Consider the following 22,053-nt stretch of genomic DNA (forward strand, 5'->3'; position numbering starts at 1 on the left):
CATGACCTTTACAACGGAACATCTCATCGCACTTCTGCCGCTCCTCATCACCGGTCTGACCGCCGTTGTGGTGATGCTGGCGATAGCCTGGCGGCGCAACCACACCGTGATTCCGACACTGTCGGTAATCGGTTTGAACCTGGCCCTGCTGTCCATTGTGTACTCGATGCGGGTCGTCGATATCGACGTCACCAGCCTCATGCGCATGGATGGCTACACCTACTTCTATACCGCACTGATCCTGATTACCACATTGGCATGCATGACGCTGTCGCATGCTTACATGGAGGGATACTCCAGCAATCGTGAAGAGCTTTACCTACTGCTTTTACTGTCCTGTACGGGCGGTATCGTGTTGGTAAGCTCGCAGCACCTGGCTTCGCTGTTCATTGGCCTTGAGCTGCTGTCCGTACCGGTGTATGGCCTGGTGGCCTATTCCTACTTCAATCGCCGCTCCCTTGAGGCTGGCATGAAGTATCTGGTGCTATCTGCTGCTGGCTCGGCCATTCTGCTGTTTGGCATGGCCCTGCTGTATGCACAGTCCGGCACCCTGAGCTTTAGCGGAATCGGTGCGCAGCTGACTCAGCAAGCCTCGGCCGGCCTGCTGCTGGAACTCGGTATCGGCATGATGATCGTAGGTCTGGGCTTCAAACTGTCGCTGGTACCCTTCCATTTGTGGACGCCAGATGTCTATGAAGGCGCACCGGCACCGGTGGGCGCTTATCTGGCTACTGCGAGCAAGGTTGCCGTTTTCGCTGTCGTGGTTCGTCTGTTCCAGACCATGCCCGCTGCGCTGAACGATACATGGTTGCATAACCTGATCGCTTTCATCGCCATCATCTCCATTCTGGTCGGCAACCTCTTGGCCCTGATGCAGAGCAACCTCAAGCGTCTGCTGGGCTACTCTTCCATCTCACACTTTGGATACCTGCTCGTAGCCCTCGCTGCCAGCAATGGTATTGCGGTAGAGGCGATTGGGGTGTACTTGGCGACTTATGTCGTTACCAGCCTGGGAGCCTTTGGCGTGATCGTGCTCATGTCCAGCCCAAGCAATGGCACACGCGATGCCGATGCGCTGTTTGAGTACCGCGGACTGTTCTGGAGACGCCCGTATCTGACCGCCGTTCTAACAGTGATGATGCTGTCGCTTGCAGGTATTCCGCTGACAGCGGGCTTTATCGGCAAGTTCTACATTATTACGGTGGGTGTCGAGTCCCATCTGTGGTGGCAGACCGCGGCGGTCGTTATTGGTAGCGCCATCGGCCTGTTCTATTACCTGCGTGTCATGGTAACGATGTATCTGGTACAACCAGGTCTTAGCCGTCACGATGCACCCATGAACTGGGGTGAGCGTGCCGGCGGTATCATGCTTATCGCCATTGCAGCCCTGACGCTGCTGTTGGGTGTTTACCCGCAGCCCTTGTTGCAAGTGCTTCAACATACAGGCCTGTAAGGGCCTCTCATAAAAAAGCCCCAGTGATGGGGCTTTTTTATTGCTTGAACTTTTTATTCCTCCTCACGGTGCATGAAGAGGTCCCATACCGACATGAAGAGCGCCGCCACCAATGGGCCAATGACGAACCCATTGAGACCAAACAGTGCCATTCCGCCTAGTGTGGAAATCAGTACCACGTAGTCGGGTAGCTTGGTGTCCTTGCCCACCAAGATAGGACGCAGAATGTTATCCACCAGGCCGATGACAATAACGCCGAACAGGATCAGTACAACCCCTTGCCATATCGAGCCTGTCAGCAGGAAGTAAACCGCAACCGGCCCCCAGATCAGCCCAGCGCCTACCGCTGGCAACAATGACAGGAACGCCATTATCACGCCCCAGAGGACGGCAGCCTCGACACCGAGCACCCCCAGGATGAAGCCTCCCAGAGCGCCCTGAACAATCGCTACAATAATGTTGCCCTTGACGGTGGCCCGGATAACAGCCGTGAACTTGCGTAGCAGGCTGCGCTTGTGAATCTCGCTTAAGGGAATGGCTTTGCGGATCAGCCCTACGAGGTATTGCCCGTCTCGAAGCAGGAAAAACAGCAGGTACAGCATGATGCCAAAGCTGATGACCAACTGAAACGTCCCCTGCCCTACCAACAAGGCCCTGCTTGCCAATGCCTGACTACCTTGGGCAACGCTTTGCGTCAGACGCTCGCGAATACTTTCTGGGTCAGTGATATCGAATCGGTGCAGTACACTTTTGATACCGTTCGGTAGTGCCTGCCACATATGCTGAAAATATTCGCCGAAATTTAGCTGGCCGCTGTTGATTCGCTGATACAGCGCACTGCCTTCCTGAACAAGAGAAATACTAATCGCCGTGACCGGCAGAATCACGATGAGTAAACAAACACCCAAGCTGCTCAGCGCGGCAAGGTTTTTACGATTGTTGTAGCGCCTGAGAAACCAGCGCTGCATAGGGGCGAAAATAATCGCCAGGATCGCTCCCCAAAAAACCGCGCCGTAATAGGGCAACAGAATCCAGGCAAATGCGATCGAGACAATAATCAGAAGAAAGATAAATGTTCTATTTTCAAGTCGCGTGCTTTTCATCAGGGTTCCAAAGTCCATTCAAGAGCAACGAGCGTCGCTTTTGGTTAGAACACTGGATACCACGCACTTGTTCCTGAGGGCTCAGCCAGAGCCCTCAGGAATGTCGATTTAAACGCGGAACTGCTTGACTAGGCCGTGGAGGCGATCCCCTAGCGAGACTAGCCCCTGGGTAGTGGTCGCACTCTGCTCAGCCCCTGCCGTCATGGTTTCAACCGCGCCAGCAATCTCGTGGACGCTACGGTTGATTTCCTCGGAGACCGCCGTCTGCTCTTCGGCTGCACTGGCTATCTGGGCGTTCATGGCATTAATCGTACCGATCAGCTGGCTGATGGTATCGAGCGAGGCGCCTGCCTGACTGGCCTGGACAGTCGTACTTTCACCTGCCGCACCAGAGCGACGCATCGACTCAACCGCCTTTTGCGTACCCTGTTGCAGGCGATCGATCATTCCCTGGATCTCCTGGGTACTCTGCTGAGTACGGCTTGCCAGGGCACGAACTTCGTCGGCCACGACCGCAAAACCACGACCCGCCTCACCAGCCCGAGCCGCCTCGATAGCAGCGTTCAAGGCCAGCAGGTTGGTTTGCTCGGCAATGGAACGGATAACATCCAGTACGCTGACAATAGACTGTACGTCCTGCTGCAGACTGTCGAGCGACATGCCGCTGTCACGCACTTCATCGACCAGAGAATGGATGCCTGCCACACTACCCTCAACCACACGCTTGGCTACACGCCCTTGCTCATCGGTCTCACGGGCAGCTTCTGCCGCTTGCTGGGCACTTTGCGCCACTTCATGAGCCGCTGCGGACATCTCGTTGATAGCCGTGGCAACCTGATCGGTTTCGCTACGCTGGCGCTGCATGGCCTGCTCGGTACGACGAGCCTGGGCAGCCACCTCATCCAGCAAACCGGTGAGCTGCTGAGTGATGTCGATTACCTGCTGTACGGTTCCATGAATCTTGCCAACGAATCGATTGAACGAGCCAGCAAGCCGGCCCAACTCGTCGTTACTCTGCACCGGCAGTCGACGTGTCAGATCGCCTTCGCCATCAGCAATGTCATCAAGGTTTGCACGCATGAGCTCAAGCGGACGCAACACTCGCATGGCAAATAGATGAGCCGCAATGGCGATGATGACCAGCACTACCAGCGAGACGCCGATGATGGAGAACAGCTGAGTCAAGGTCTGCGCACGTACATCGGCCTCGATCTTGCCCAGCCGCTCCTCAACGCCATCCAGGTTGATGGCAGAGCCCAGGACCAGGTCCCACTTGGGCAGGTACTCGGTATAGCTCAACTTGGGAACCAAGGTAGTTTTACCAGGCAATGTAGAGGAATAGCGGACATAATGAGTGCCATCCTTACCTGCACGGACCAGCTCCTGGTTCAGGTAAACGCCGTTCGGATCCTTGTTATCACGAAAGCTCTTGCCTATGCCTTCAGCGTCGTTTCCCTTGAAAAGGCGGATGACATTTGAGTCATAGCCAAACATATAGCCGTCTTTGCCATAGGTGATGCCAGACAAAATCCTGATTGCCTCGGCGCGGGCCGCCTGATCACCATCAGCTGAAGCATCGTAGAGCGGCTTGACCGCTGTCAGGGCAACCTGCACGTAATTCTTCAGGGTTACGTTGCTTTGCTCCATCAAGCGATCACGCGTTGTCTGTATATCGCGCTCGGCTTTATTGCTCAGCATCACATAGGAAATACCGCTGATGATCAGGGTAGTAATCACAACAGGTAGGAGCGCCAGCAGGAGCACCTTGGCTTTTAAACTCATCACTGAGACCTCTTAGGTTGTTATCTAAGTAGGTTTTCGGCCAAGCGAAACGAAAATGAAGGTCGATCGATAGTGCTCTATCCGTATGGTCTCAATCACCGGGAGCAGATCGGGAGGCTCGGAGCGGCAGCCGGACCAAAACTTTCAGCCCGCCCAGGGAGCTGCTTTCCAGGCTGAGCGTACCTGCGCAACTGTCCACAATGTCACGCGCAATACCAAGGCCCAAGCCATGTCCCATGACTCGCTCATCCAGACGCGCACCTCGCTCGAGAATATCCTGTCTGGATTCAGGCGCGATACCTGGCCCATCATCATCAATACTGATCTCATAACAGGCATCTTTCTTCAGTACCGTCAGCTCTACCTGGCTGCTCGCCCATTTACAGGCGTTATCCAACAGCGTACCCAGCAATTCAAGCAGGTCTTCGCGATCCCAGGGCAGTTTCAAACCGGAAGGCACATGACAGGAGATCGTCAGGTCGTTGTCATGGATCTGCTTGAGCATGGCGCAGAGCGAAGGCAATTCAGCCTCGCAGTCCAGATAGACACCGGGAAGCTGGTCACCGGCCAGGCGAGCACGGCGCAGCTCCCGCTCAAGACGCTGCTGGATCTGCTCAAGCTGATCGCGCAGGATGTTTTGCAGTTCAGGATGCGCACTCAGTTCTTGCCGCTCCGCAAGGCTTACCAGCACGGCCAGAGGCGTTTTCAATGCATGCCCCAGATTACCGATGCCATGGCGGGCACGCTTGAGATTATCCTCGGTATGACGCAGCAGATGATTGATCTGCTCCACCAGCAGCTCAAGCTCTTGGGGAACCTGCGTATCCAGCTGGCTGCGCTGCCCCTGTTGCAGTTGAGCCACTTGTTGCCGGACCCGTTCAAGTGGCTTTAAGGCGCGCCTTACCGTAATCCGTTGTAGAAAAAGGATTACGATTAACGCAACCAGCCCAATACCGGCACCTATACGTAGCATTCGACTGAAACTGGTCAGGAGCGGGTTGTAATCCTGTGCAACGACAATGCTGAGCTTTTGCCCCAACCGCTGATAATCCGCGCGATAGACCAGGAGGCGCTGATCTCCGGGGCCATTGACGAGATGTCCGGTCAGCCCTACGTGCGTAGGTCTCTCAAGCACATGATCCCATAGCGACCGGGAGCGCCAGCGAGGTTCTCCTATGTCGATCTCGAAATAACGCCCGGAAAATGGCCGTTGATAGGCGGGATTAAGGCGCTGCTCATCCAGCTGCAGCCCGTTTGGCCCCCGCGCAATAGCCACCAGGAGGTTTTCGCTCTCTGTCTGAAGTCCGCTTCCCAGATAATCCCGTAGCGCCGTATCAACCAGCCAGCGTGCGCCCAGTATCAATAAAAGTCCGGATATCAGCAGAGCGGAGGCCAAGCCAATGCCCAATCGCTGCTGAATGGACTTCATGCAGATTTCCCGAAGCGGTAGCCCTGTCCTCGCCGTGTCTCGATAATATCGCGCCCCAATTTACGCCTGAGATGGTTCACGTGCACCTCGATGACGTTGGAGTCACGCTCGCTTTCACCGTCGTAGAGATGTTCACCCAAATGACTTTTGGACAGGATCTGCCCTGCATGCAACATGAAATACCGCAGCAGCCTGAACTCTGCGGCGGTCAGCTCGATGCTTTCATCCCCGCGATTAACACATTGCCGTGACTCATCCAGGCTCAGACCGGAAGCCTGCAATGTCGGCTGATTCACCAGCCCGCGGGCACGCCGCAATAATCCTTGAATCCGCAAGGAAAGCTCTTCAGGGTGGAACGGCTTGGTCAGGTAATCATCGGCGCCAGCCTTGAGCCCATCGATACGCTCGGCCCAACCACTACGCGCCGTCAGAATCAGTACCGGCGTAGAAAGTCCCTGCGTGCGCCACTCTCTGAGCACATCCAGCCCAGAACGCCCCGGCAGTCCCAGATCAAGTACGATAAGGTCATAAGGTTCGACTGCCCCCTGGTATGCCGCATCACGGCCATCAGCCAGCCAGTCTACGGCATAGCCTTGTCGTGTCAGGCTGGCCATTAACTCATCCGCCAGGGGAACACTGTCCTCTACCAACAACAGACGCATCAGTCGTCTACCTCGTCCTTCAAAATCGTACCGTCAGTGGCGCTGATTTCCAGCTCGCGCACAACGCCCTTGTCTACCAGAAACTCGATCTCATAGACATAAACACCATCTTCCTCCTCAAGCTCCGCCTCCAGCAATGTTGCCTTTGGATAGCGCGCATAAGCCTGGTTGATAAGCTGCTCAAGAGGACGAATTCTTCCTTCCTGACGAAGCCGCAACGCCTCATCCTGGTCAAGGTCGCGAGCGATTGAAAGCCCGCTGGCTGACAGCAATGTCAATACCAGCAGGCCTTTCATCATGCTGCTACCCAGGCTCAATCGTCCTGTACATCCTTGAGCACTTCGCCCGTTGCGGCATCGAGTTCCAGATCCCATGTCACACCTTTCTGGTCACGTAACTCAACCTGATAGATATAGCGGCCATATTCTTCTTCCAGCTCAGTATCGTGAGTCGTCGAGCCAGGATGCTTGGCGATAGCCGCCTTGTTCAATACGTCGAAGGATTTGATGGTACCTGCATCACGCAGCTTGAGCGCTTCGTCAGGTCCCAGGTCGCGGGCTTGGGCCGCACCGGCCAGGGCGGTCAGGCTGGCAGCGGCAATCAATGTAGTCAGTGCTTTCATGCGTATGTCCTCACGGGTTATTCAGTGAGTTCACCTTAACGAGGCAGCCTTAATTCAGCCTTAATCTCATTTTGGAACTACATGGTCAGCCCAACGGTCTTTCGCAATCAATGCCATACCTGCTCCGCATCGCGGCGGTGCGTTTGTATACTGGCTGTCCGTATGGAGTCCTCATGACAGCTATTCACATCAAATCTCCTTCCCTCGTTATCCGCGCGGGCACGCAGGCGCTGGCGCATATTCGCCAACAGGGCCTGTCACCTGCGGACGTAGGTATTATCCCGGGCGCAGCAGGCGGCCCGAAAGCACTAGGCTTGCAAGGGCTGGACATCGCGCTTTTTGGTGAATGGCTGCCTCGCTCACCACGGGTGCGCGCATTGGTTGGCGCATCCATTGGGGCCTGGCGCTCCGCATGTGTCTGCCTACCGGATCCGGCAGACTCATTACGCCGGCTGGGCGACCTTTATACCGGATTGCATTTTCCCAAAGGTATTGGAATCAGGCAGATCAGTCAGATTTGCGAAAGCATGCTGGATGAACTGCTGGGTGGGCGTGACGAGGCGATTCTGACCGCCCCAGGCTATCGCCTGAACATCATGATTGTTCAGGCATTGGGCCCTCTGGCCAGTGACCAGCGCCGAACATTAAGCCTTGGCCTGGGCGCTGTGATCCGCGACAACCTGATAGCACGGTCTCGTCTGATTCGCCATTTCAGCCGTATCGTGGCCCATGATTTGCGCCAGGCGCCGCCGCTGGATGAACTGAATGATTTCCCAACGCAGTACCATGCGCTTCGCCCCGACAACCTTCGCCAGTCGTTGCTGGCGTCAGGCTCCATTCCACTGGTCATGGAGGGCGTAACAGATATCCCTGGCTTTGGCTCCGGTACTTACCGTGACGGGGGACTGCTCGATTACCATCTGGATCTTCCCTATCGCGGGAATGACATTGTGCTCTATCCACATTTTATCGATCGCATCATTCCTGGGTGGTTCGACAAGGGCATCTTCTGGCGCAAGGCCAATACACATAACCTGCGAAATGTGGTGCTACTGGCACCCTCACGGTCTTACCTTGAGCGGCTACCTGGTCGAAAGCTTCCCGACCGCAAGGATTTCACCCGTTATGCAACCGACCCTGCTACACGGCAACGTCACTGGCATACAGCCATGGCGGAAAGCCAGCGGCTAGGTGATGAGTTTTTGGAGCTTGCCGAAAGCGGTCGGTTAAAGGATCAGATATTGCCTCTCGTCTAGAGCGACGAACCGGCTACTAGCCCTGCGGTCTTCATAGAAAGCAGTCCACAGCCGGTGTTTTCATGTCAGAGAGTGCCTCATTTATTCCCCCGACCGCCGAGGGTACGCTGCCCGCCCCTGGAGACGAGCGCGACGATACAGGTACAGCCCTGTGCCCCCCGCTACCCTCGGACCTTCACTATGTGGATGACACGCAGCCGGGCCTGCGGCGAAAAAAGCTGCGCGGGAAGTTTATCTACCTGGATGCCCAAGGCGAACGTATTCGCGATCAGGCTGAAATTGACCGCATCAACAAACTGGCCATTCCACCCGCCTATACGGATGTCTGGATCTGTGCCGATCCTTGTGGCCATTTACAGGCAACGGGGCGGGACGCCCGAGGACGCAAGCAATACCGATATCACCCACGTTGGCGCGAAATCAGAGACACTGACAAATACGAACGGATGCTGGAGTTCGGCAATGCCCTTCCCAAACTGCGCAAGCGGATAGAAGAGCATCTGGCGCAACGCAAGCTGAACCGGGAAAAAGTCATGGCGACCGTTATCAGCCTGCTGGACGCCACCTTGATTCGCGTAGGCAATCAGCAATATGCCAAAAGCAATAAATCGTACGGCCTGACAACCCTGCGTAACCGACATGCAGACGTTACCGGCAATACGATTCGCTTTCACTTCCGCGGCAAAAGCGGCGTTGAGCACAACATCAAGCTGACAGATCCGAGGCTTTCACGTACCGTCAAGCGCTGCCTTGAGCTACCCGGCCAACACTTGTTTCAGTATCTGGATGAAGATGGCGATCGGCATACAGTCACTTCGTCAGACGTAAACGCCTACCTGCACGAACTCAGTGGTGCTGATTTTACTGCCAAGGATTACCGCACCTGGGCAGGCAGTGCCTTGGCTCTGTCTACGCTCAAGTCACTGCGCTACGAAACTCAAACTGAAGCCAAAAAGCACCTTCAGGAGATGGTCAAGCAAGTATCCAGTATGCTGGGCAACACACCAGCAGTATGCCGCAAGTGTTATATCCACCCGGGCGTCATGGATGCATTTATAGCTGGCGAACTCGGCTCGCTACCCAAGCCGCGCAAACGCAAGGGACTTCGCGAAGAGGAAGTCGCCCTGCTCATGTTTTTGGAGCGCCTGGTCGAGAAGACGCAGGCAGCTTAGGTATTCGAGCCGCCTACTAGAGGCGGCTCTGGAACAGCGATTGATGCTCCTGGCACTGCTTGGCAGACAGCAGAAAGACCCCGTGACCGCCCCGCTCGAACTCGAGCCACGTAAAGTCGACTTCAGGATAAAGCGCTTCGACGTGTACCTGACTATTGCCCACCTCAACGATCAACGTGCCGGTGTCAGTGAGGTGATCCGCGGCTTCAGCCAACATTCGGCGCACCAGATCCAGCCCGTCTGAGCCACAGGCAAGGCCCATTTCCGGCTCGTGGTGATATTCAGCCGGCATATCGGCAAAATCTTCTGCGTCCACATAAGGTGGATTTGACACGATCAGGTCGAAACGCTGCCCTGGCAATCCAGTAAACCCATCCCCCTGCACGGTATAAACCCGGTCTTCAAGGTCATGCCGCTCTATGTTCTGCCAGGCGACCTCCAATGCATCAAAGGAGAGATCGGCCAGCGCTACCTCTGCATTAGGGAACGCATAAGCACAGGCAATACCAATGCATCCCGAGCCGGTACAGAGGTCCAGGATTCGAGCAGGCTCATGGGGTAGCCAAGGCGCAAAGCGGGCATCGATCAATTCGGCAATCGGTGACCTTGGCACCAACACACGTTCATCAACCATAAACAGCAGCCCACAAAACCAGGCTTCGCCTAACAGATAAGCCGTCGGAATGCGCTCCTGAATCCGTCGGTGAAGCAGGACGCTCAAGTCGTAGCGTTCATCATCTTCCAACCGACAATCCAGGTAGCTGTCAGACATTTCCCAAGGCAGATGCAAGGCGCCTAACACCAGCTGCCTGGCTTCATCCCACGCATTGTCGGTGCCATGGCCAAAATAAAGCCCTTCGGCGTGGAAGCGGCTCACCGCCCAACGGATATAGTCACGAAGAGTGCGTAAACGGGATTCGGTCATCTAGGGCTCCTTTTCAGCGGCATAGTGTAGCCTTGCAGCTCTGCCCACGAAACGTCAGATGCACTCCTCCAGTCTAGCGGCGCGTCCTGGCAATCAGGCCACCCAGAACGCCCGTTACACAGCCGGCCAGCAGACCTCCTACATGAGCGCCATTGGCAATGGCACCAAAGCCAAGCACATCAATGGCGCCGGTCAGACATATACCCAGCCAGGCAAGCATCATGATGACAACGCCCTTTGGCATTCGATACGCCGGGGTGGGTGCCAACAGCTGGAATAACCAGCAATGGCCCAGCAGGCCATAGAGCACACCTGACAATCCGCCAAACAGTGCCGGGCCACTCCACCAGTACTGCACAAGGTTGGCTGCCAGTGAAAAGAGGAAGGTTAACGCCAATAGCATCCACCCCTTTTGACGAAACTCAATGCGGCGCCCCAGCTCCCAATACCACAGGGAATTCATGGCCAGATGCAAAACACCAAAGTGCAGAAACATGGGTGAAACAAACCGCCACCACTGATTTTGCTCAAGAGTATAGGAGACGGGATAGAACTCGATGTACGTATCGTAAAGCCGAAAGTCTAGAAAGGTAAGCCAGCGAACAGCCTCATAACGATCGCCCAACAAGGTAATCGCAGCCACGATCAGTGTGATGAGCAGGACGCCTGCAGTTACAGGACTTGCCCGTAGCTGCTCCTTGAAGCCAGGCCGAGTTACAGCAGGCCGAACATCAGAGATCTCACCGGCCGTGTCCCCTTGCGGATAGCGTGCATACAGGTTACGCACCTCGTCTACCAGTCCCGGATCAGTAACCCACACCACTTGTGCATCGCGTTCTTCAGTCACTCGGTGAGGAATATGCAGACGACGGAGTAATTGCGTAAACCCTAGCAGGTCCGTTTCGAGTCCTACACGTAACGCAGGCTGTGAATTCATTCCGCCCCTCCTGTTGACGGCACATCGACCCAGACGAATTTCTTTGGATCCAGACGATGCTCCTCATCCAGCCGATACGCCACCAGCTTTCCGTTGTTCACGGCACTGTAATCCAGACAGGCGAGATTAGGCCGTATCGGTTCAGGATGACCGTCGAGCCAGTAATGCCCTACAAACAGCAGCGGCTCATCGATGCCATAACACATCAAGCTGGACTTCTCGGTTTCACTCAGCCGCTCGCAGGCCACATCATCCGGCAAACCATCTGGCTGAAAGACAATATCGCCGTATGTCTGCGGGTCTTCCTCCCAGAATTTGGTTCGGAACCGACCGCGTGTGAAGCCATCACGCCCCGTCATTTTCATGCCGTTGGGCAGCGGCAGGGAAACGCCATTGAGCAGCCGAGAGCAGGCGCGATTAGCCAGGCTCCCCGGAATGGCCGACTGCTGAATGAATCGCTCATCGATATACCCACCCGGATAGACCTCATCAATGGCAGCAATCAGGGACGAATCCCAATAGGCATGTACCAGCCTGAAACGTCCAGCATCGATATACAAGGGCAACTCATACAGCCATGTGAGAAAGTCATTCCACTCCGTAGAATGGTGATCGAACTGCACCAAGGTCGTCTGGATCACCCGCTCGTAACGAGAGGTATGCTCACGAACGTATCGCTTGTGACTTTCTGGCGGCGCCGGCGTGTGCCAGCTCAAGGCATTGATTTCATGGTTACCCAGCAGGCACATTGCCTGGCCTGCCTCCACCATGTCACGAATGCAATGCAGCGACTCTCGCACATGAGGCCCACGATCAAGGATGTCCCCTAGAAAGAGCGCCATCCTTCGCGGATGCTGCCAGACACCGTTGTGTCGGCGATAGCCCATTTGGTCCAGCAAACGTTCAAGCACATGAGCGCAGCCGTGAATATCGCCTATCAGGTCATAGCCACGATCAGGGTCAAGCATCAATCATTCCCCAGACGGCTGCTCCAGCCGAGCTTCGTCCGGCAAACCTCGTAATAGTTATGATCCAGTGGGTGGATGAGTCGCAGTTTGTGCGGCTTTTTCTGGATGGTTACGACGTCACCAGGCGCGCAATTAAGATGATTCTGTCCATCACATGAGACCTGCGGATAGATCTGCATGTTCGGCGAGACCACGATTTTCAGCTCGCTGTCGCCACTGACTACAATGGGGCGGCTGGACAAGGTATGTGGGTACATCGGCACGATGACAATTGCATCCAGTTTGGGATGCATGATGGGCCCTCCGGCTGACAGCGAGTAGGCTGTCGAGCCTGTGGGTGTCGCGACGATAAGCCCATCGGCCTTCTGAGCGCAGACGAACTTGCCATCGATATGCAGGGCAAACTCGATCATGCGGGTCGATTTGCCCGGATGCAGGACAACATCATTCAGGGCATCGGCCTGACCAATCGTTTCTCCCTCGCGACAAACAAAGGCGTCCAGAAGAAAGCGTGTCTCGACGATATATTGTCCCTCAAGCACCTCGGCCACCTTGGTCTCAAGCTCATCGGGACGAATATCGGTCAGGAAACCCAGATTGCCACGGTTAATACCCAGAACAGGTACACGCGGGCGCGCCAGTACACGTGCCGCCCCCAGCAGACTGCCATCGCCTCCTACCACAATAACCAGATCGCAGACCTCGCCCATGGTTTTACGAGAGCAGGTTTCCAGGCCGTGACCGGGCATGACCTCGGCGATGATGTCTTCTAAGATCACATGCAGGCGCCGCGCCAATAAGAATGTTTTGAGCCGGCGAATGGTATCCAGCACTTGAGTGCTGCCCAGACGGCCGATAATGCCGATTTTCTGAAAAGAGTCCATACGCGGCCGTAGCCCTTCTATGGCAGGAATGTCGATAAATTATGCGGGCAAGCGGCAAGGCACAGCAAACCGTACACCCTTGTCCAACTCGGCGTATGCTTGAATGATGAGCAATCCATTCCAAGCACTGGCCGTACTGCCTTACACGCTTCGCCACCCAGCGGTGCGTGATCTGGCCTGGGTAATCACCTCTCCGCCCATCCTGGACCGAGCGGAACAACGTCACCCCTTGGCTGCAAGCAATTGGACAGCAAAACCTGACAAATTAGCCGATTGGCTCCATGAGCTTGATCGAAGTCCTGCATTGCTGACAGGCTGGCTTACCCAGGGAAGCGACCGCCGCCTTGGGCGGTACTACGAATTGCTCTGGCAATTTGCCCTCACCCATGCCCCTGGGGTTGAGTTGCTGGGAGCCAATCTACCGCTCCGTACGGCGACTCATACGCTGGGCGAGCTTGATCTCCTGATCCGAGATGATGAAGGCGTTCATCACCTTGAAGTAGCGGTTAAATATTATCTGGCAACGGGCCTTCCGCAATCACCGGAATGGTTGGGCCCAGGTGGCGAAGATCGACTCGAACGCAAGCTGAGTCATTTTCTAAACCGGCAGTTACCCTTGTCGCAGTCTCCGGAAGCACGCGTTCTGTTTAAAACACTCGGTATCGTCTCTGTCCAGCCTTGGCTATGGATGGGCGGTTATCTGTTTTATCCACCCGCGGGTGCCACACCATTTCCCAGCTGCTCCCCACATCATTTGCGGGGTTTGTGGCAACGCTTTGATAAAGCGAAGCCTGAAGAGGAAGGCGCATGGAAACTACTTCCCAAGCAGCGCTGGCTTGCGCCTGCACACCGACACGATGGACATGCTCTATTCGACTTCAACGTCGAGCCACATTGGCCTCGGTTACTTGTGCACTTTGACGAGGAAGGTCAGGAAGACCACCGTTTATTCTGGATACCTGAGACATGGCCTTTTATACCAGAAAGGGCCGAACACTGATCTATGACTTCAGCAGCTTTAACAGGTTGTCCTGCATCGCCCGACGCCCCTGTAGACCGCCCGTATGCAGCGCTATAATGCGCTGTCCGGCTGGAATATCTCCCGCCTCAACCGTACGGCGAAGCGCCAGCAATAGCTTGCCTGTATAAAGTGGCTCGAGTGGTATTTGTGTTTCGGTCTCGAACGAGGCCATAAAGCTGGCCAATTCGGCATCAATACGTGCAAATCCTCCTAAACTCGCATCGAGCCAACGGATATCTGCATCAGGTTGACCCGCCTCGCGCACCCAACGCGCCACCTGATCGGGAACGTTGTAGCGCAGCGGGACAGATAGCGTCCCGATGACAGGATGTCTGCCAGCCTCTCCTACAGCCAGACCGGCCAGTGTCGTTCCCGTACCAGCAGCCACCCACAGCGCATCATAATCAGACCAGCCAATCGTGTTCAGCTGCGTCTTAATATAAGCAACCAGAGGTATACACCCCTGCATGCCCAGCGAGCCACCGCCCCCTTCGGGAATAGGCAAATAGCCTGGGTAACGTGCCAGCCATTCACCCCAGAACTCGTCATCGCGTCGGGCCCGATAACCTCCGTAACCCAACCAGTGCAACTCCATTTTCCATTTGCGCAGGTCATCAACTGTTGGCGTACTCTGCGGCTCGCCTCTCAGGAGCCCTACAGTTTTCAAGCCGAGCCGTTGTCCGGTAGCTGCAAGTGCATGCAGATGATTGGAGTGCGGGCCACCGAGGCTAATCAACCCTGAAGCCCGTTCGATATGCGCCTGCTGGAGGTAAGCCGCCAGCTTATAACTCTTGTTGCCGGAAACCAGAGGGTCCACTTCATCAAGGCGAAGCAGTGCCAATCGGACTCCCGCCTTGCTCAGCCATGTGGTTGCAACTTCTTCCAGCGGTGGACTTTTTAACAACAAGTCCAATGTTAACCTGCCTGGTTTTTCAAAAACGCCGCTGTTTGATGCTGAAGACAGCAGTCAGACTCGCCTCGAATGAACTGGCGAGGTGAGTCAACACGTTGGAGCGGCTTACTACACGGCATGCCACCCGGTAATGCCCTTTGGCAAACAGGATGCTTGTAATGAGAAAGCCATTGCTCGTAATGCGGTTGTGTCACCCGGCAGTGCATAGCTGTGTAAGCCAATGGGCTTTCAACAAACCGCATGACATCCGCGCGTGACAGTGTCATGTGCCCTGCACCAGGCTGGTAAGTCACGAATATGACGCCACTGTCTGCCATTCTTTCAAGCAGCTTGCTGCTACTCCCCGCTTCAAGCCGTGCACATTTCGCCTTGAGCTGCTCGAGCTCTTCTTCCAATTGCGAATCCAGCTCCTCCCGATAAGCCAGCTCAACTTCCCGGATGGCCAATTGTTCCTTGTAGTCGGCTACTGCCGTTTCGATACGGGCCTGCTGCTCGGCCTCGAATTGAATCTTGAACGCCTCGAGCTTGTATTCGCTGTTTTTCTCCAGGGCTCGCAATTGCTGAGTCAGCTCATTTCGAGTCGAACGATACTGACTGGCCTCCTGCTCCAGCTTTTTCATCAGCATACCGTTCATCCGCTCCTGCTCAGCCAAGGCAGTCTGCAGGTGCTCGGCTTCCTGCTTGAGCTGAACCAGCTCCTCTTCATGCTTGCGCGTCAGGGCGAGGATACGCAGCCGCTGCTGGCGCACAAGGTGATCCATCTTTGCCTGATGCTCTTGTTCGAGATTGGCCAGATCAACATGTACAGTCGACGCAGAGGGCTCTTGAACATACCACTGATGCTCTTCTGCCATATGAAGCTGTTCAGGTTTGACTTCGTCAACGACAGCCTCGGTACGGGCCAGCCCAAGCTGATTACGCTTGATGCATTCTCGAAGCTCAATCAGGTCATTTCGACCTGCGACAAGTTCAGGGTCCCACAGGCTGGGCTGATGCCAGGAAATCGGACACTGACTGCGACAGGCAAGCCTGATAGGTCCTGCACCCAGATCCGGGCCACGCCCGGCGCGCTCGGCCATTTCGCGTAGCGGAATGTTCCAATTGGGGTCTGCAGCCCCCGTACGGGTGAAATCCAGATAGAAAAATACACCTGATCGGATGCACAGCTGTAGATCGATCGTCACATAGGCCAGCCGAACTCGCCGCTGGGCGAATTGGGGCAATGCAAAGAAGGCATCCAGCAATGCTTCGAATTCGTGATAGAGCATTTCTTTGATGACTGATCCTTCTTCATCAAAGAACAGCACCGCTTCGGCTCGTTGAGCCTTATTCAATGTATTCATGGGGCAGTCCTCGACCCATTGGAAAAGCGCATGACTCATAGGCGCCTTGGCACCGGACGTACAACCGGACAGCACAACACTTTTATTTAAGGCACATCGGCCCTAAACCCATTGCTACAGTCTAGGGCCTTTCAGTTAAAAGACTAGGTGGCTTATGTGAACGACTCAGCACCTATGCACATTATTGTTTGGCAAGCTGTTTCAGTGCATGCAGTCAGGTTTCATAACATCGCTGCCAGGCGGGCACCCTGATTGATGGCCCGCTTGGCATCAAGCTCTGCAGCCACATCCGCCCCTCCAATAACATGCACACGCTGTCCCGCCGAAGACAGGGCATCCATCAGGTCTCGCTTGGGCTCCTGCCCAGCGCAGACAATGATGGTATCAACGGCCAGAACCCGAACGTCTTCACCAATTCGGATATGCAACCCTTGATCATCAATACGGAGATACTCCACCCCGTTCAGCATTCTTACCTGACGGTGTTTCAAGCTGGTGCGGTGAATCCAACCTGTTGTCTTGCCCAAGCCTTCGCCCATCTTGGTCGCTTTACGCTGCAACAGATAAACCTCTCGAGCAGGGGGTGTAGGCTCAGGCGAAATACCTGTAACTCCCCCTCTGGCCTGTAGGGTCGTGTCGATTCCCCACTCTCGCCAGAAGGCTGTCGGACTCAAGGTATCCAGATGCGCCTGATGAGTGACAAATTCAGCCACATCAAATCCTATTCCTCCCGCACCAATAACCGCTACCCGTGCACCAATGTCCTTATGTCCGTATATGGCGTCCAGATAGTTGATGACAGACGGATGCTCAATACCCGGGATGGATGGCGTACGCGGTACGATTCCTGTCGCTAAAACGATATCGTCATAGCCTCCCTGAATCAGCTCTTCAGCCCGTACCTCGTGCCCCAGCCTTACGGTAACGCCTGTAAGCTCAAGACGTTTACCAAAGTAGCGAAGCGTCTCGTTGAACTCCTCCTTGCCCGGTATACGCCTGGCAACATTGAACTGCCCTCCGATAATTTCGGAGCGCTCAAACAGAGTCACTGAATGGCCCCGCTGTGCTGCTATGGTGGCTGCCGCCAAACCCGCCGGTCCTGCACCAATGACTGCGATACGCTTGGTCTTACTGACAGGGCTGTAGTTGAGCTCGGTTTCATGGCACGCCCTTGGATTGACTAGACAGCTGGTCAGTTTGCCCGCAAAGGTATGATCCAGGCAGGCCTGGTTACAGGCGATGCACGTGTTGATCTCATCTGCCCGTCCTGTAGCAGCCTTTATAACGAACTCAGGATCAGCCAGGAACGGGCGCGCCATGGAGACCATGTCCGCCTGCCCTTCTGCCAGTATGCGCTCTGCCATATCCGGCATATTGATGCGGTTGGTAGCTATCAAGGGGATATTCACTCTACCCTTCAGCTGAGCAGTTACCTGACTGAATGCTCCCCTTGGCACCAGTGTCGCAATCGTGGGAATGCGCGCCTCATGCCAGCCAATGCCGGTATTGATCAGCGTGGCGCCAGCCCGCTCGATCGCCTGGGCCAGTTGCACAATTTCTTCCGGACCACTGCCGTCCTCTACCAGATCCAGCATAGACAGACGGAAGATTACGATAAACGCCTCACCCACTGCTTCTCGAATCTGCCGTACCACTTCTACAGCCAGGCGGATACGGTTCTCATAGCATCCGCCCCACTCATCCTCACGGTGGTTGGTTCGCGCCACGATAAACTGATTGATGAAGTATCCTTCCGACCCCATCACCTCTACACCGTCGTAACCCGCGAGTTGAGCCAATCGGGCACACCGGACGTAGTCATCGACCTGCTTGTAGACTTCCTCGGTAGTCAGTGCCTTTGGCTTGAAAGGGTTGATAGGTGCCTGAAGAGCCGAAGGGGCGACAAGCTTTGGGGTATAGGCATAACGTCCTGCATGAAGAATCTGCAGGCAGATCTTTCCATCACAGTCATGAACCGCCTGAGTGACTGTTTTGTGGCGGTAAGCCTCTTCCTCAGTAGTAAGCTTGGCCGCACCGCTATACACCGCACCCTCCTCGTTGGGCGCAATCCCTCCAGTCACGATCAGACCAACTCCACCGCGGGCACGCTCGGCAAAATAAGCCGCCATGCGCTCAAAGCCATCCGGCCGCTCCTCAAGCCCTGTATGCATGGATCCCATTAGTGTTCGGTTTCGCAGCTGGGTGAAACCCAGGTCTAGCGGCTCAAGCAAGTGAGGGTAATGAATAGCAGTCACGGGAATCTCCAAGGCCAATGGCTAAAAGCCTGTTATGGACGTTATGGGAAAAACATAAGCTGCCTGTCCCGCAGACTCAATCACCGTAAATGACAACTCATTAACCATGGTGCACACCCCCGGCTTGGCTTTTAAAGGCATTTTCCCTACCCTGACGTGGAATTTTCAGCCAGAGTGTTCAAGCCCTTGGGCACGCCTGGTTCAACGCGGAGCTTTAATGCGCAAGTTTGTATTTCTATTCATCATCTGCATCTTCGCTGCAGTCGCAGGCTGGATAGCCCAACGGCCGACCTTTCATTATTTATCGGATTTGCGAAGCGAGCTGGCAATCAATGCAGGCGAAGCCAAGGGCCACGGCAACCTGCTGGCGATTCAGCCGGAGCTGTTTGCACTCGACTACCAGACCCCTGAGCGTCTGCGACTGAAGCTTGAAGGCTACCTCGCCAAAGCCCAGCGCGAGGGATTGCTCAATGACAAGACGATTGTGGTATTCCCCGAGCATATTGGAACAGGGCTTATGCTTACTGGCGAGAAACCTATCGTTTACAACACTGCCCAGCTAAACGAAGCTCGCCAGTGGCTAGCCCTCAGCAACCCCGTCAAGTTCACCCGTGCCTGGCTTGCATCAAAAAGCGATCAGCGATTCGATGAAGCCCTGCTGAGAATGAAAGCCTGGGATATGGCAGGAAATTATCAGATCCTGTTTGGCGGGCTGGCTCGCCAGTTTTCGGTTACTGTTGTGGCGGGCTCGATCGTTCTACCCTCTCCACGCATGAAGGAAGGCCTGTTACGGGTTGGCACAGGTAAGCTCTACAACACCTGCGTAGTGTTTGATCCAACGGGCCATCCACTGGCAAAACCGTATCGCAGCCCCTGGCTATCCGGCAAAGAACATCCTGGCATCACGCCACAAGTCATCGAAACTGCTGCCGGTAAGCTAGGCGTCATCCTAGGCAGCGACTCAATTGACATGCAGGCGAACGTAAAGACGGACCTTTTGGTCATACCCGCCCTGAGCGAGCGCAGCACGCTGGACATACGCCAGGCACTTCAGGCTACCGGGGCGCATGCTGGCGTTCAGGTGTTTGCCAGCGGTCAAGCATGGGGGCTTCGCTCAACGCCTCAGAGCAAGCTTATGCTCAAGGAGCAACCGATTCTCACGCCACTCGATACCCCACAGGGCGGCGCCAAGTTGCTAAACCTCTGGCTATGAATCGAAAGCGCCTGCGCCTGGGTGATTTATCAGTAGGATTTGTCCACGCCCTGGCCAACGCGGTACGTGCCAGAGGCCACGATCCAACGACGCTGTTGCTCCGCTTCGGCATTGATGACTCGACGTTTGCAACACCAAATGCACGCCTGTCCATTCCCCGATACATGCGACTGGGACATGCTGCCATTCAACTTACCCAGGAGCCTGCTCTAGGACTGGATATCGGCCAGCAGAGCCTGCCTGTCCATCTGGGCCTTGCCGGCATAGCCAGCCTGCATGCACCAACACTGGGAGACGCCGCTCGTACGCTGCTGGATTATGAATTGTTGTACGGCAGCAATTACCGTGGACAGTCTCGCTTCACTCGCCAAGACAGCCATGCCTGGATGCATTTCTACTCCATCAGTCCTTACAACGATTACAACCGATTCGTGGTAGACCAAGTACTGTCTGGATGGATCGCAATGCTAGGAAACATCACAGGTAATCCTGTAAGGCCAACCAGGGTCCTGATCGAATATCCCCGCCCCTCCTGCACGGCATCTTACGACGAACGCTTTGGCTGCATGGTGGAGTTCGGTGCAGAAACCAATGCAATCATGCTTGATGCCAAGACGTTGGCCTTTCCAGGTCTTAGTTATTTTCCAGGCACCTGGAAAGCGCTTCTGGACATCTGCAGAACTGAGCTGCAGCAGATTACACGGCAACACAGTCTAACCGAGCGTATCGTATCTATACTCGGCCCTCTGCTAAAAAACGGAGAGCCTTCGCTTGAAGAAATTGCAAAGCGTCTACAGATGCCTGCCTGGACACTGCGACGAAAGCTGGCAGATGAGGGAACACGTTATCTGGATATTTTGAACGATACGCGTCGAGAGCTTGCTATAAGCTATATTCGCGATACAGATTTAAGCTTTGGAGAAGTGGCGTACGTGCTTGGCTTTGCCTCTGCCGCTGCGTTTCAGCGAGCGTTCAAGCGTTGGACACTCCTGACTCCAGGAGATTTCCGCAAAGCTATTCGCAAGGAAGGTTAAGCGTTTATGTTTGCAGTAGTGCTTGCTCACTAAACCTGACAGTTAACGAAGCAAGCTTTTGAGATAATCATCCAAGTGGCATGTCATGCTTCGAGTTGCTCGGAGATGGCACAAGGATGTTAATGAGAGCAAAGATAAAATGGCGCAGCGGACGGGACTCGAACCCGCGACCCCCGGCGTGACAGGCCGGTATTCTAACCGACTGAACTACCGCTGCGCGTCGGTCGGGCTAACGCCCGGAAGAATCAAGAGGTCACCCTCTTGGATGGCGCGCATTTTGCGCATACCTCTTTGATCCGTCAAGATTTATTTATCATTTAATCCAAATAAATCATTTTCTTGGTCATTCCACCGTCAACGGTAAATTCCTGACCGGTAACAAATTCAGCTTCCTCTGATGCAAGCCAGGCTACCAGCGCTGCCACATCTTCTACGGTGCCTACCCTTCCTACCGGATGCTGCTCATGATCCAGCTCCGTCAACGGCTCAGCCTGTTGCTGAGAAAGATCCCGGGAATCAATCCAGCCAGGGCTGACAGCGTTCACACGAATATCTGGTCCAAGGCTCATGGCCAGCGCATGGGTAAGTGCAACAAGACCTCCTTTGCTGGCAGCATAGGCTTCGGTGGATATTTCTGACTGCTGCGCGCGCGTCGATGCCACATTGACGATGGAACCACGATTGGCACGAAGATAGGGAGCGGCATACTTGGCTGTCAGCATAGCGCCCGTCAGATTAACCGATAGCACCTGATTCCAGCGTGCCAATGTCAGTGTTTCCAACGGCTCGTTATGGGGGTCGGAGAGGCCAGCATTATTCACCAGAAGGTCAAATCGGCCAAACTGACCCACCACCTCGGCAATGACGGCCTCCACCTGACTTTCGTTCGCCACGTCCATTTCCATGAACCAGGCACGATTGCCAAGCGCTTCCACCACACGCGTCCCACGGCTACGGTCGATATCAGCCAGAACCACCTGCCATCCTTCGGTAATGAGCCAAGCCGAGACACCCAGCCCTATACCACGCGCCGCCCCTGTAACCAGCGCTACCTTGCTACCGGTCAACATTTGATATGCCT

The 22,053-nt window shown here is 55.1% G+C and carries 19 protein-coding genes, 1 tRNA gene and 2 pseudogenes; 6 read left to right on the forward strand and 16 right to left on the reverse strand.

Translation table 11 applies throughout. The features are described 5' to 3' along the window. The first annotated feature begins 1 nt into the window (after position 1). On the forward strand, positions 2-1,453 hold the full coding sequence (nuoN, locus tag JQR90_RS12220) for an NADH-quinone oxidoreductase subunit NuoN (RefSeq protein ID WP_010794914.1): 1,452 nt from the start codon (positions 2-4) through the stop codon (positions 1,451-1,453). A gap of 53 nt (positions 1,454-1,506) precedes the next feature. On the opposite strand, the gene JQR90_RS12225 is transcribed toward nuoN, so the two are convergent. The 7 genes and pseudogenes from JQR90_RS12225 to JQR90_RS12255 form a co-directional block, all read right to left on the reverse strand. After that, on the reverse strand, positions 1,507-2,556 hold the full coding sequence (locus tag JQR90_RS12225; protein ID WP_019365785.1) for an AI-2E family transporter: 1,050 nt from the start codon (positions 2,554-2,556) through the stop codon (positions 1,507-1,509). Positions 2,557-2,664: 108 nt separating this feature from the next. Beyond that, positions 2,665-3,180: pseudogene (locus tag JQR90_RS12230) on the reverse strand (methyl-accepting chemotaxis protein); the annotation flags it as partial. A gap of 390 nt (positions 3,181-3,570) precedes the next feature. Further along, positions 3,571-4,338 (reverse strand): annotated as a pseudogene (locus tag JQR90_RS12235) (cache domain-containing protein); the annotation flags it as partial. A gap of 91 nt (positions 4,339-4,429) precedes the next feature. Further along, a complete protein-coding gene (locus JQR90_RS12240) occupies positions 4,430-5,767 on the reverse strand; it encodes a sensor histidine kinase (RefSeq protein WP_434140030.1) in 1,338 nt (445 codons plus the stop codon). Next, positions 5,764-6,429 (reverse strand): response regulator transcription factor, encoded by a 666-nt coding sequence (locus JQR90_RS12245; protein ID WP_010794918.1) that lies wholly within the window; start codon positions 6,427-6,429, stop codon positions 5,764-5,766. Before JQR90_RS12245 ends, JQR90_RS12240 begins: the two co-directional genes overlap by 4 nt. After that, entirely contained in the window at positions 6,429-6,728 is a 300-nt protein-coding gene (locus tag JQR90_RS12250) for a PepSY domain-containing protein (protein WP_374940317.1), read from the reverse strand. Before JQR90_RS12250 ends, JQR90_RS12245 begins: the two co-directional genes overlap by 1 nt. 14 nt (positions 6,729-6,742) lie before the next feature. Further along, positions 6,743-7,051 (reverse strand): PepSY domain-containing protein, encoded by a 309-nt coding sequence (locus tag JQR90_RS12255; protein WP_019365781.1) that lies wholly within the window; start codon positions 7,049-7,051, stop codon positions 6,743-6,745. 173 nt (positions 7,052-7,224) lie between these two features. On the opposite strand from JQR90_RS12255, the gene JQR90_RS12260 reads away from it, so the two are divergent. Then, positions 7,225-8,307, forward strand: coding sequence for a patatin-like phospholipase family protein (locus JQR90_RS12260; protein WP_434140031.1), 1,083 nt, complete (start codon positions 7,225-7,227; stop codon positions 8,305-8,307). Between the two features lie 62 nt (positions 8,308-8,369). Beyond that, positions 8,370-9,479, forward strand: coding sequence for a DNA topoisomerase IB (locus JQR90_RS12265; protein WP_010794922.1), 1,110 nt, complete (start codon positions 8,370-8,372; stop codon positions 9,477-9,479). 16 nt (positions 9,480-9,495) lie between these two features. On the opposite strand, the gene prmB is transcribed toward JQR90_RS12265, so the two are convergent. From prmB to JQR90_RS12285, 4 genes are all read right to left on the reverse strand, one after another. Next, a complete protein-coding gene (prmB, locus tag JQR90_RS12270) occupies positions 9,496-10,404 on the reverse strand; it encodes a 50S ribosomal protein L3 N(5)-glutamine methyltransferase (protein ID WP_010794923.1) in 909 nt (302 codons plus the stop codon). 73 nt (positions 10,405-10,477) lie between these two features. After that, a complete protein-coding gene (locus JQR90_RS12275) occupies positions 10,478-11,341 on the reverse strand; it encodes a rhomboid family intramembrane serine protease (protein WP_010794924.1) in 864 nt (287 codons plus the stop codon). After that, positions 11,338-12,309, reverse strand: a complete 972-nt coding sequence (locus JQR90_RS12280; protein ID WP_010794925.1) for a metallophosphoesterase — start codon at positions 12,307-12,309, stop codon at positions 11,338-11,340. The genes JQR90_RS12275 and JQR90_RS12280 overlap by 4 nt, the downstream gene beginning before the upstream one ends. After that, positions 12,309-13,193, reverse strand: coding sequence for an NAD(+) kinase (locus tag JQR90_RS12285; protein ID WP_010794926.1), 885 nt, complete (start codon positions 13,191-13,193; stop codon positions 12,309-12,311). Before JQR90_RS12285 ends, JQR90_RS12280 begins: the two co-directional genes overlap by 1 nt. Positions 13,194-13,296: 103 nt before the next feature. Here JQR90_RS12285 and JQR90_RS12290 point away from each other — a divergent pair, with 103 nt between their 5' ends. Next, the gene (locus JQR90_RS12290) at positions 13,297-14,193 is read left to right on the forward strand and encodes a DUF1853 family protein (RefSeq protein ID WP_010794927.1); all 897 of its coding nucleotides are present in this window, start codon (positions 13,297-13,299) and stop codon (positions 14,191-14,193) included. A gap of 1 nt (position 14,194) precedes the next feature. Here JQR90_RS12290 and JQR90_RS12295 read toward each other — a convergent pair whose 3' ends face one another. The 3 genes from JQR90_RS12295 to JQR90_RS12305 form a co-directional block, all read right to left on the reverse strand. Continuing rightward, entirely contained in the window at positions 14,195-15,100 is a 906-nt protein-coding gene (locus JQR90_RS12295; RefSeq protein ID WP_051370204.1) for a 1-aminocyclopropane-1-carboxylate deaminase/D-cysteine desulfhydrase, read from the reverse strand. Positions 15,101-15,129: 29 nt separating this feature from the next. Then, a complete protein-coding gene (locus JQR90_RS12300; protein ID WP_010794929.1) occupies positions 15,130-16,470 on the reverse strand; it encodes a hypothetical protein in 1,341 nt (446 codons plus the stop codon). 221 nt (positions 16,471-16,691) lie between these two features. Further along, the gene (locus JQR90_RS12305; RefSeq protein ID WP_010794930.1) at positions 16,692-18,725 is read right to left on the reverse strand and encodes an NADPH-dependent 2,4-dienoyl-CoA reductase; all 2,034 of its coding nucleotides are present in this window, start codon (positions 18,723-18,725) and stop codon (positions 16,692-16,694) included. 217 nt (positions 18,726-18,942) lie between these two features. On the opposite strand from JQR90_RS12305, the gene JQR90_RS12310 reads away from it, so the two are divergent. Both JQR90_RS12310 and JQR90_RS12315 read left to right on the forward strand, forming a co-directional pair. Beyond that, entirely contained in the window at positions 18,943-19,938 is a 996-nt protein-coding gene (locus tag JQR90_RS12310; protein ID WP_010794931.1) for a hypothetical protein, read from the forward strand. Next, positions 19,935-20,972, forward strand: coding sequence for an AraC family transcriptional regulator (locus JQR90_RS12315; protein ID WP_010794932.1), 1,038 nt, complete (start codon positions 19,935-19,937; stop codon positions 20,970-20,972). Before JQR90_RS12310 ends, JQR90_RS12315 begins: the two co-directional genes overlap by 4 nt. 140 nt (positions 20,973-21,112) lie before the next feature. Here JQR90_RS12315 and JQR90_RS12320 read toward each other — a convergent pair. Together JQR90_RS12320 and JQR90_RS12325 are read right to left on the reverse strand one after the other, a co-directional pair. Next, positions 21,113-21,189, reverse strand: a tRNA-Asp gene (locus tag JQR90_RS12320). 100 nt (positions 21,190-21,289) lie between these two features. Beyond that, positions 21,290-22,042, reverse strand: a complete 753-nt coding sequence (locus JQR90_RS12325; RefSeq protein WP_010794933.1) for an SDR family oxidoreductase — start codon at positions 22,040-22,042, stop codon at positions 21,290-21,292. Positions 22,043-22,053 lie beyond the last annotated feature (11 nt).

Origin of the sequence: Pseudomonas sp. JZ114 (genome assembly GCF_051027705.1) — a bacterium.
Taxonomy (GTDB): Bacteria; Pseudomonadota; Gammaproteobacteria; order Pseudomonadales; family Pseudomonadaceae; genus Chryseomonas; species Chryseomonas luteola.

Excerpts from the sequence above, each read along its gene's own strand:
- JQR90_RS12255 (WP_019365781.1), bottom strand. The coding sequence starts at position 7,051 with ATGAAAGCACTGACTACATTGATTGCCGCTGCCAGCCTGACCGCCCTG.
- JQR90_RS12325 (WP_010794933.1), bottom strand. The coding sequence starts at position 22,042 with ATGTTGACCGGTAGCAAGGTAGCGCTGGTTACAGGGGCGGCGCGTGGT.
- JQR90_RS12260 (WP_434140031.1), top strand. The coding sequence starts at position 7,225 with ATGACAGCTATTCACATCAAATCTCCTTCCCTCGTTATCCGCGCGGGC.
- JQR90_RS12245 (WP_010794918.1), bottom strand. The coding sequence starts at position 6,429 with ATGCGTCTGTTGTTGGTAGAGGACAGTGTTCCCCTGGCGGATGAGTTA.
- JQR90_RS12275 (WP_010794924.1), bottom strand. The coding sequence starts at position 11,341 with ATGAATTCACAGCCTGCGTTACGTGTAGGACTCGAAACGGACCTGCTA.
- JQR90_RS12250 (WP_374940317.1), bottom strand. The coding sequence starts at position 6,728 with ATGATGAAAGGCCTGCTGGTATTGACATTGCTGTCAGCCAGCGGGCTT.
- JQR90_RS12225 (WP_019365785.1), bottom strand. The coding sequence starts at position 2,556 with ATGAAAAGCACGCGACTTGAAAATAGAACATTTATCTTTCTTCTGATT.
- JQR90_RS12290 (WP_010794927.1), top strand. The coding sequence starts at position 13,297 with ATGATGAGCAATCCATTCCAAGCACTGGCCGTACTGCCTTACACGCTT.
- prmB (WP_010794923.1), bottom strand. The coding sequence starts at position 10,404 with ATGACCGAATCCCGTTTACGCACTCTTCGTGACTATATCCGTTGGGCG.
- JQR90_RS12315 (WP_010794932.1), top strand. The coding sequence starts at position 19,935 with ATGAATCGAAAGCGCCTGCGCCTGGGTGATTTATCAGTAGGATTTGTC.
- JQR90_RS12285 (WP_010794926.1), bottom strand. The coding sequence starts at position 13,193 with ATGGACTCTTTTCAGAAAATCGGCATTATCGGCCGTCTGGGCAGCACT.
- nuoN (WP_010794914.1), top strand. The coding sequence starts at position 2 with ATGACCTTTACAACGGAACATCTCATCGCACTTCTGCCGCTCCTCATC.
- JQR90_RS12280 (WP_010794925.1), bottom strand. The coding sequence starts at position 12,309 with ATGCTTGACCCTGATCGTGGCTATGACCTGATAGGCGATATTCACGGC.
- JQR90_RS12300 (WP_010794929.1), bottom strand. The coding sequence starts at position 16,470 with ATGAATACATTGAATAAGGCTCAACGAGCCGAAGCGGTGCTGTTCTTT.
- JQR90_RS12310 (WP_010794931.1), top strand. The coding sequence starts at position 18,943 with ATGCGCAAGTTTGTATTTCTATTCATCATCTGCATCTTCGCTGCAGTC.
- JQR90_RS12265 (WP_010794922.1), top strand. The coding sequence starts at position 8,370 with ATGTCAGAGAGTGCCTCATTTATTCCCCCGACCGCCGAGGGTACGCTG.
- JQR90_RS12240 (WP_434140030.1), bottom strand. The coding sequence starts at position 5,767 with ATGAAGTCCATTCAGCAGCGATTGGGCATTGGCTTGGCCTCCGCTCTG.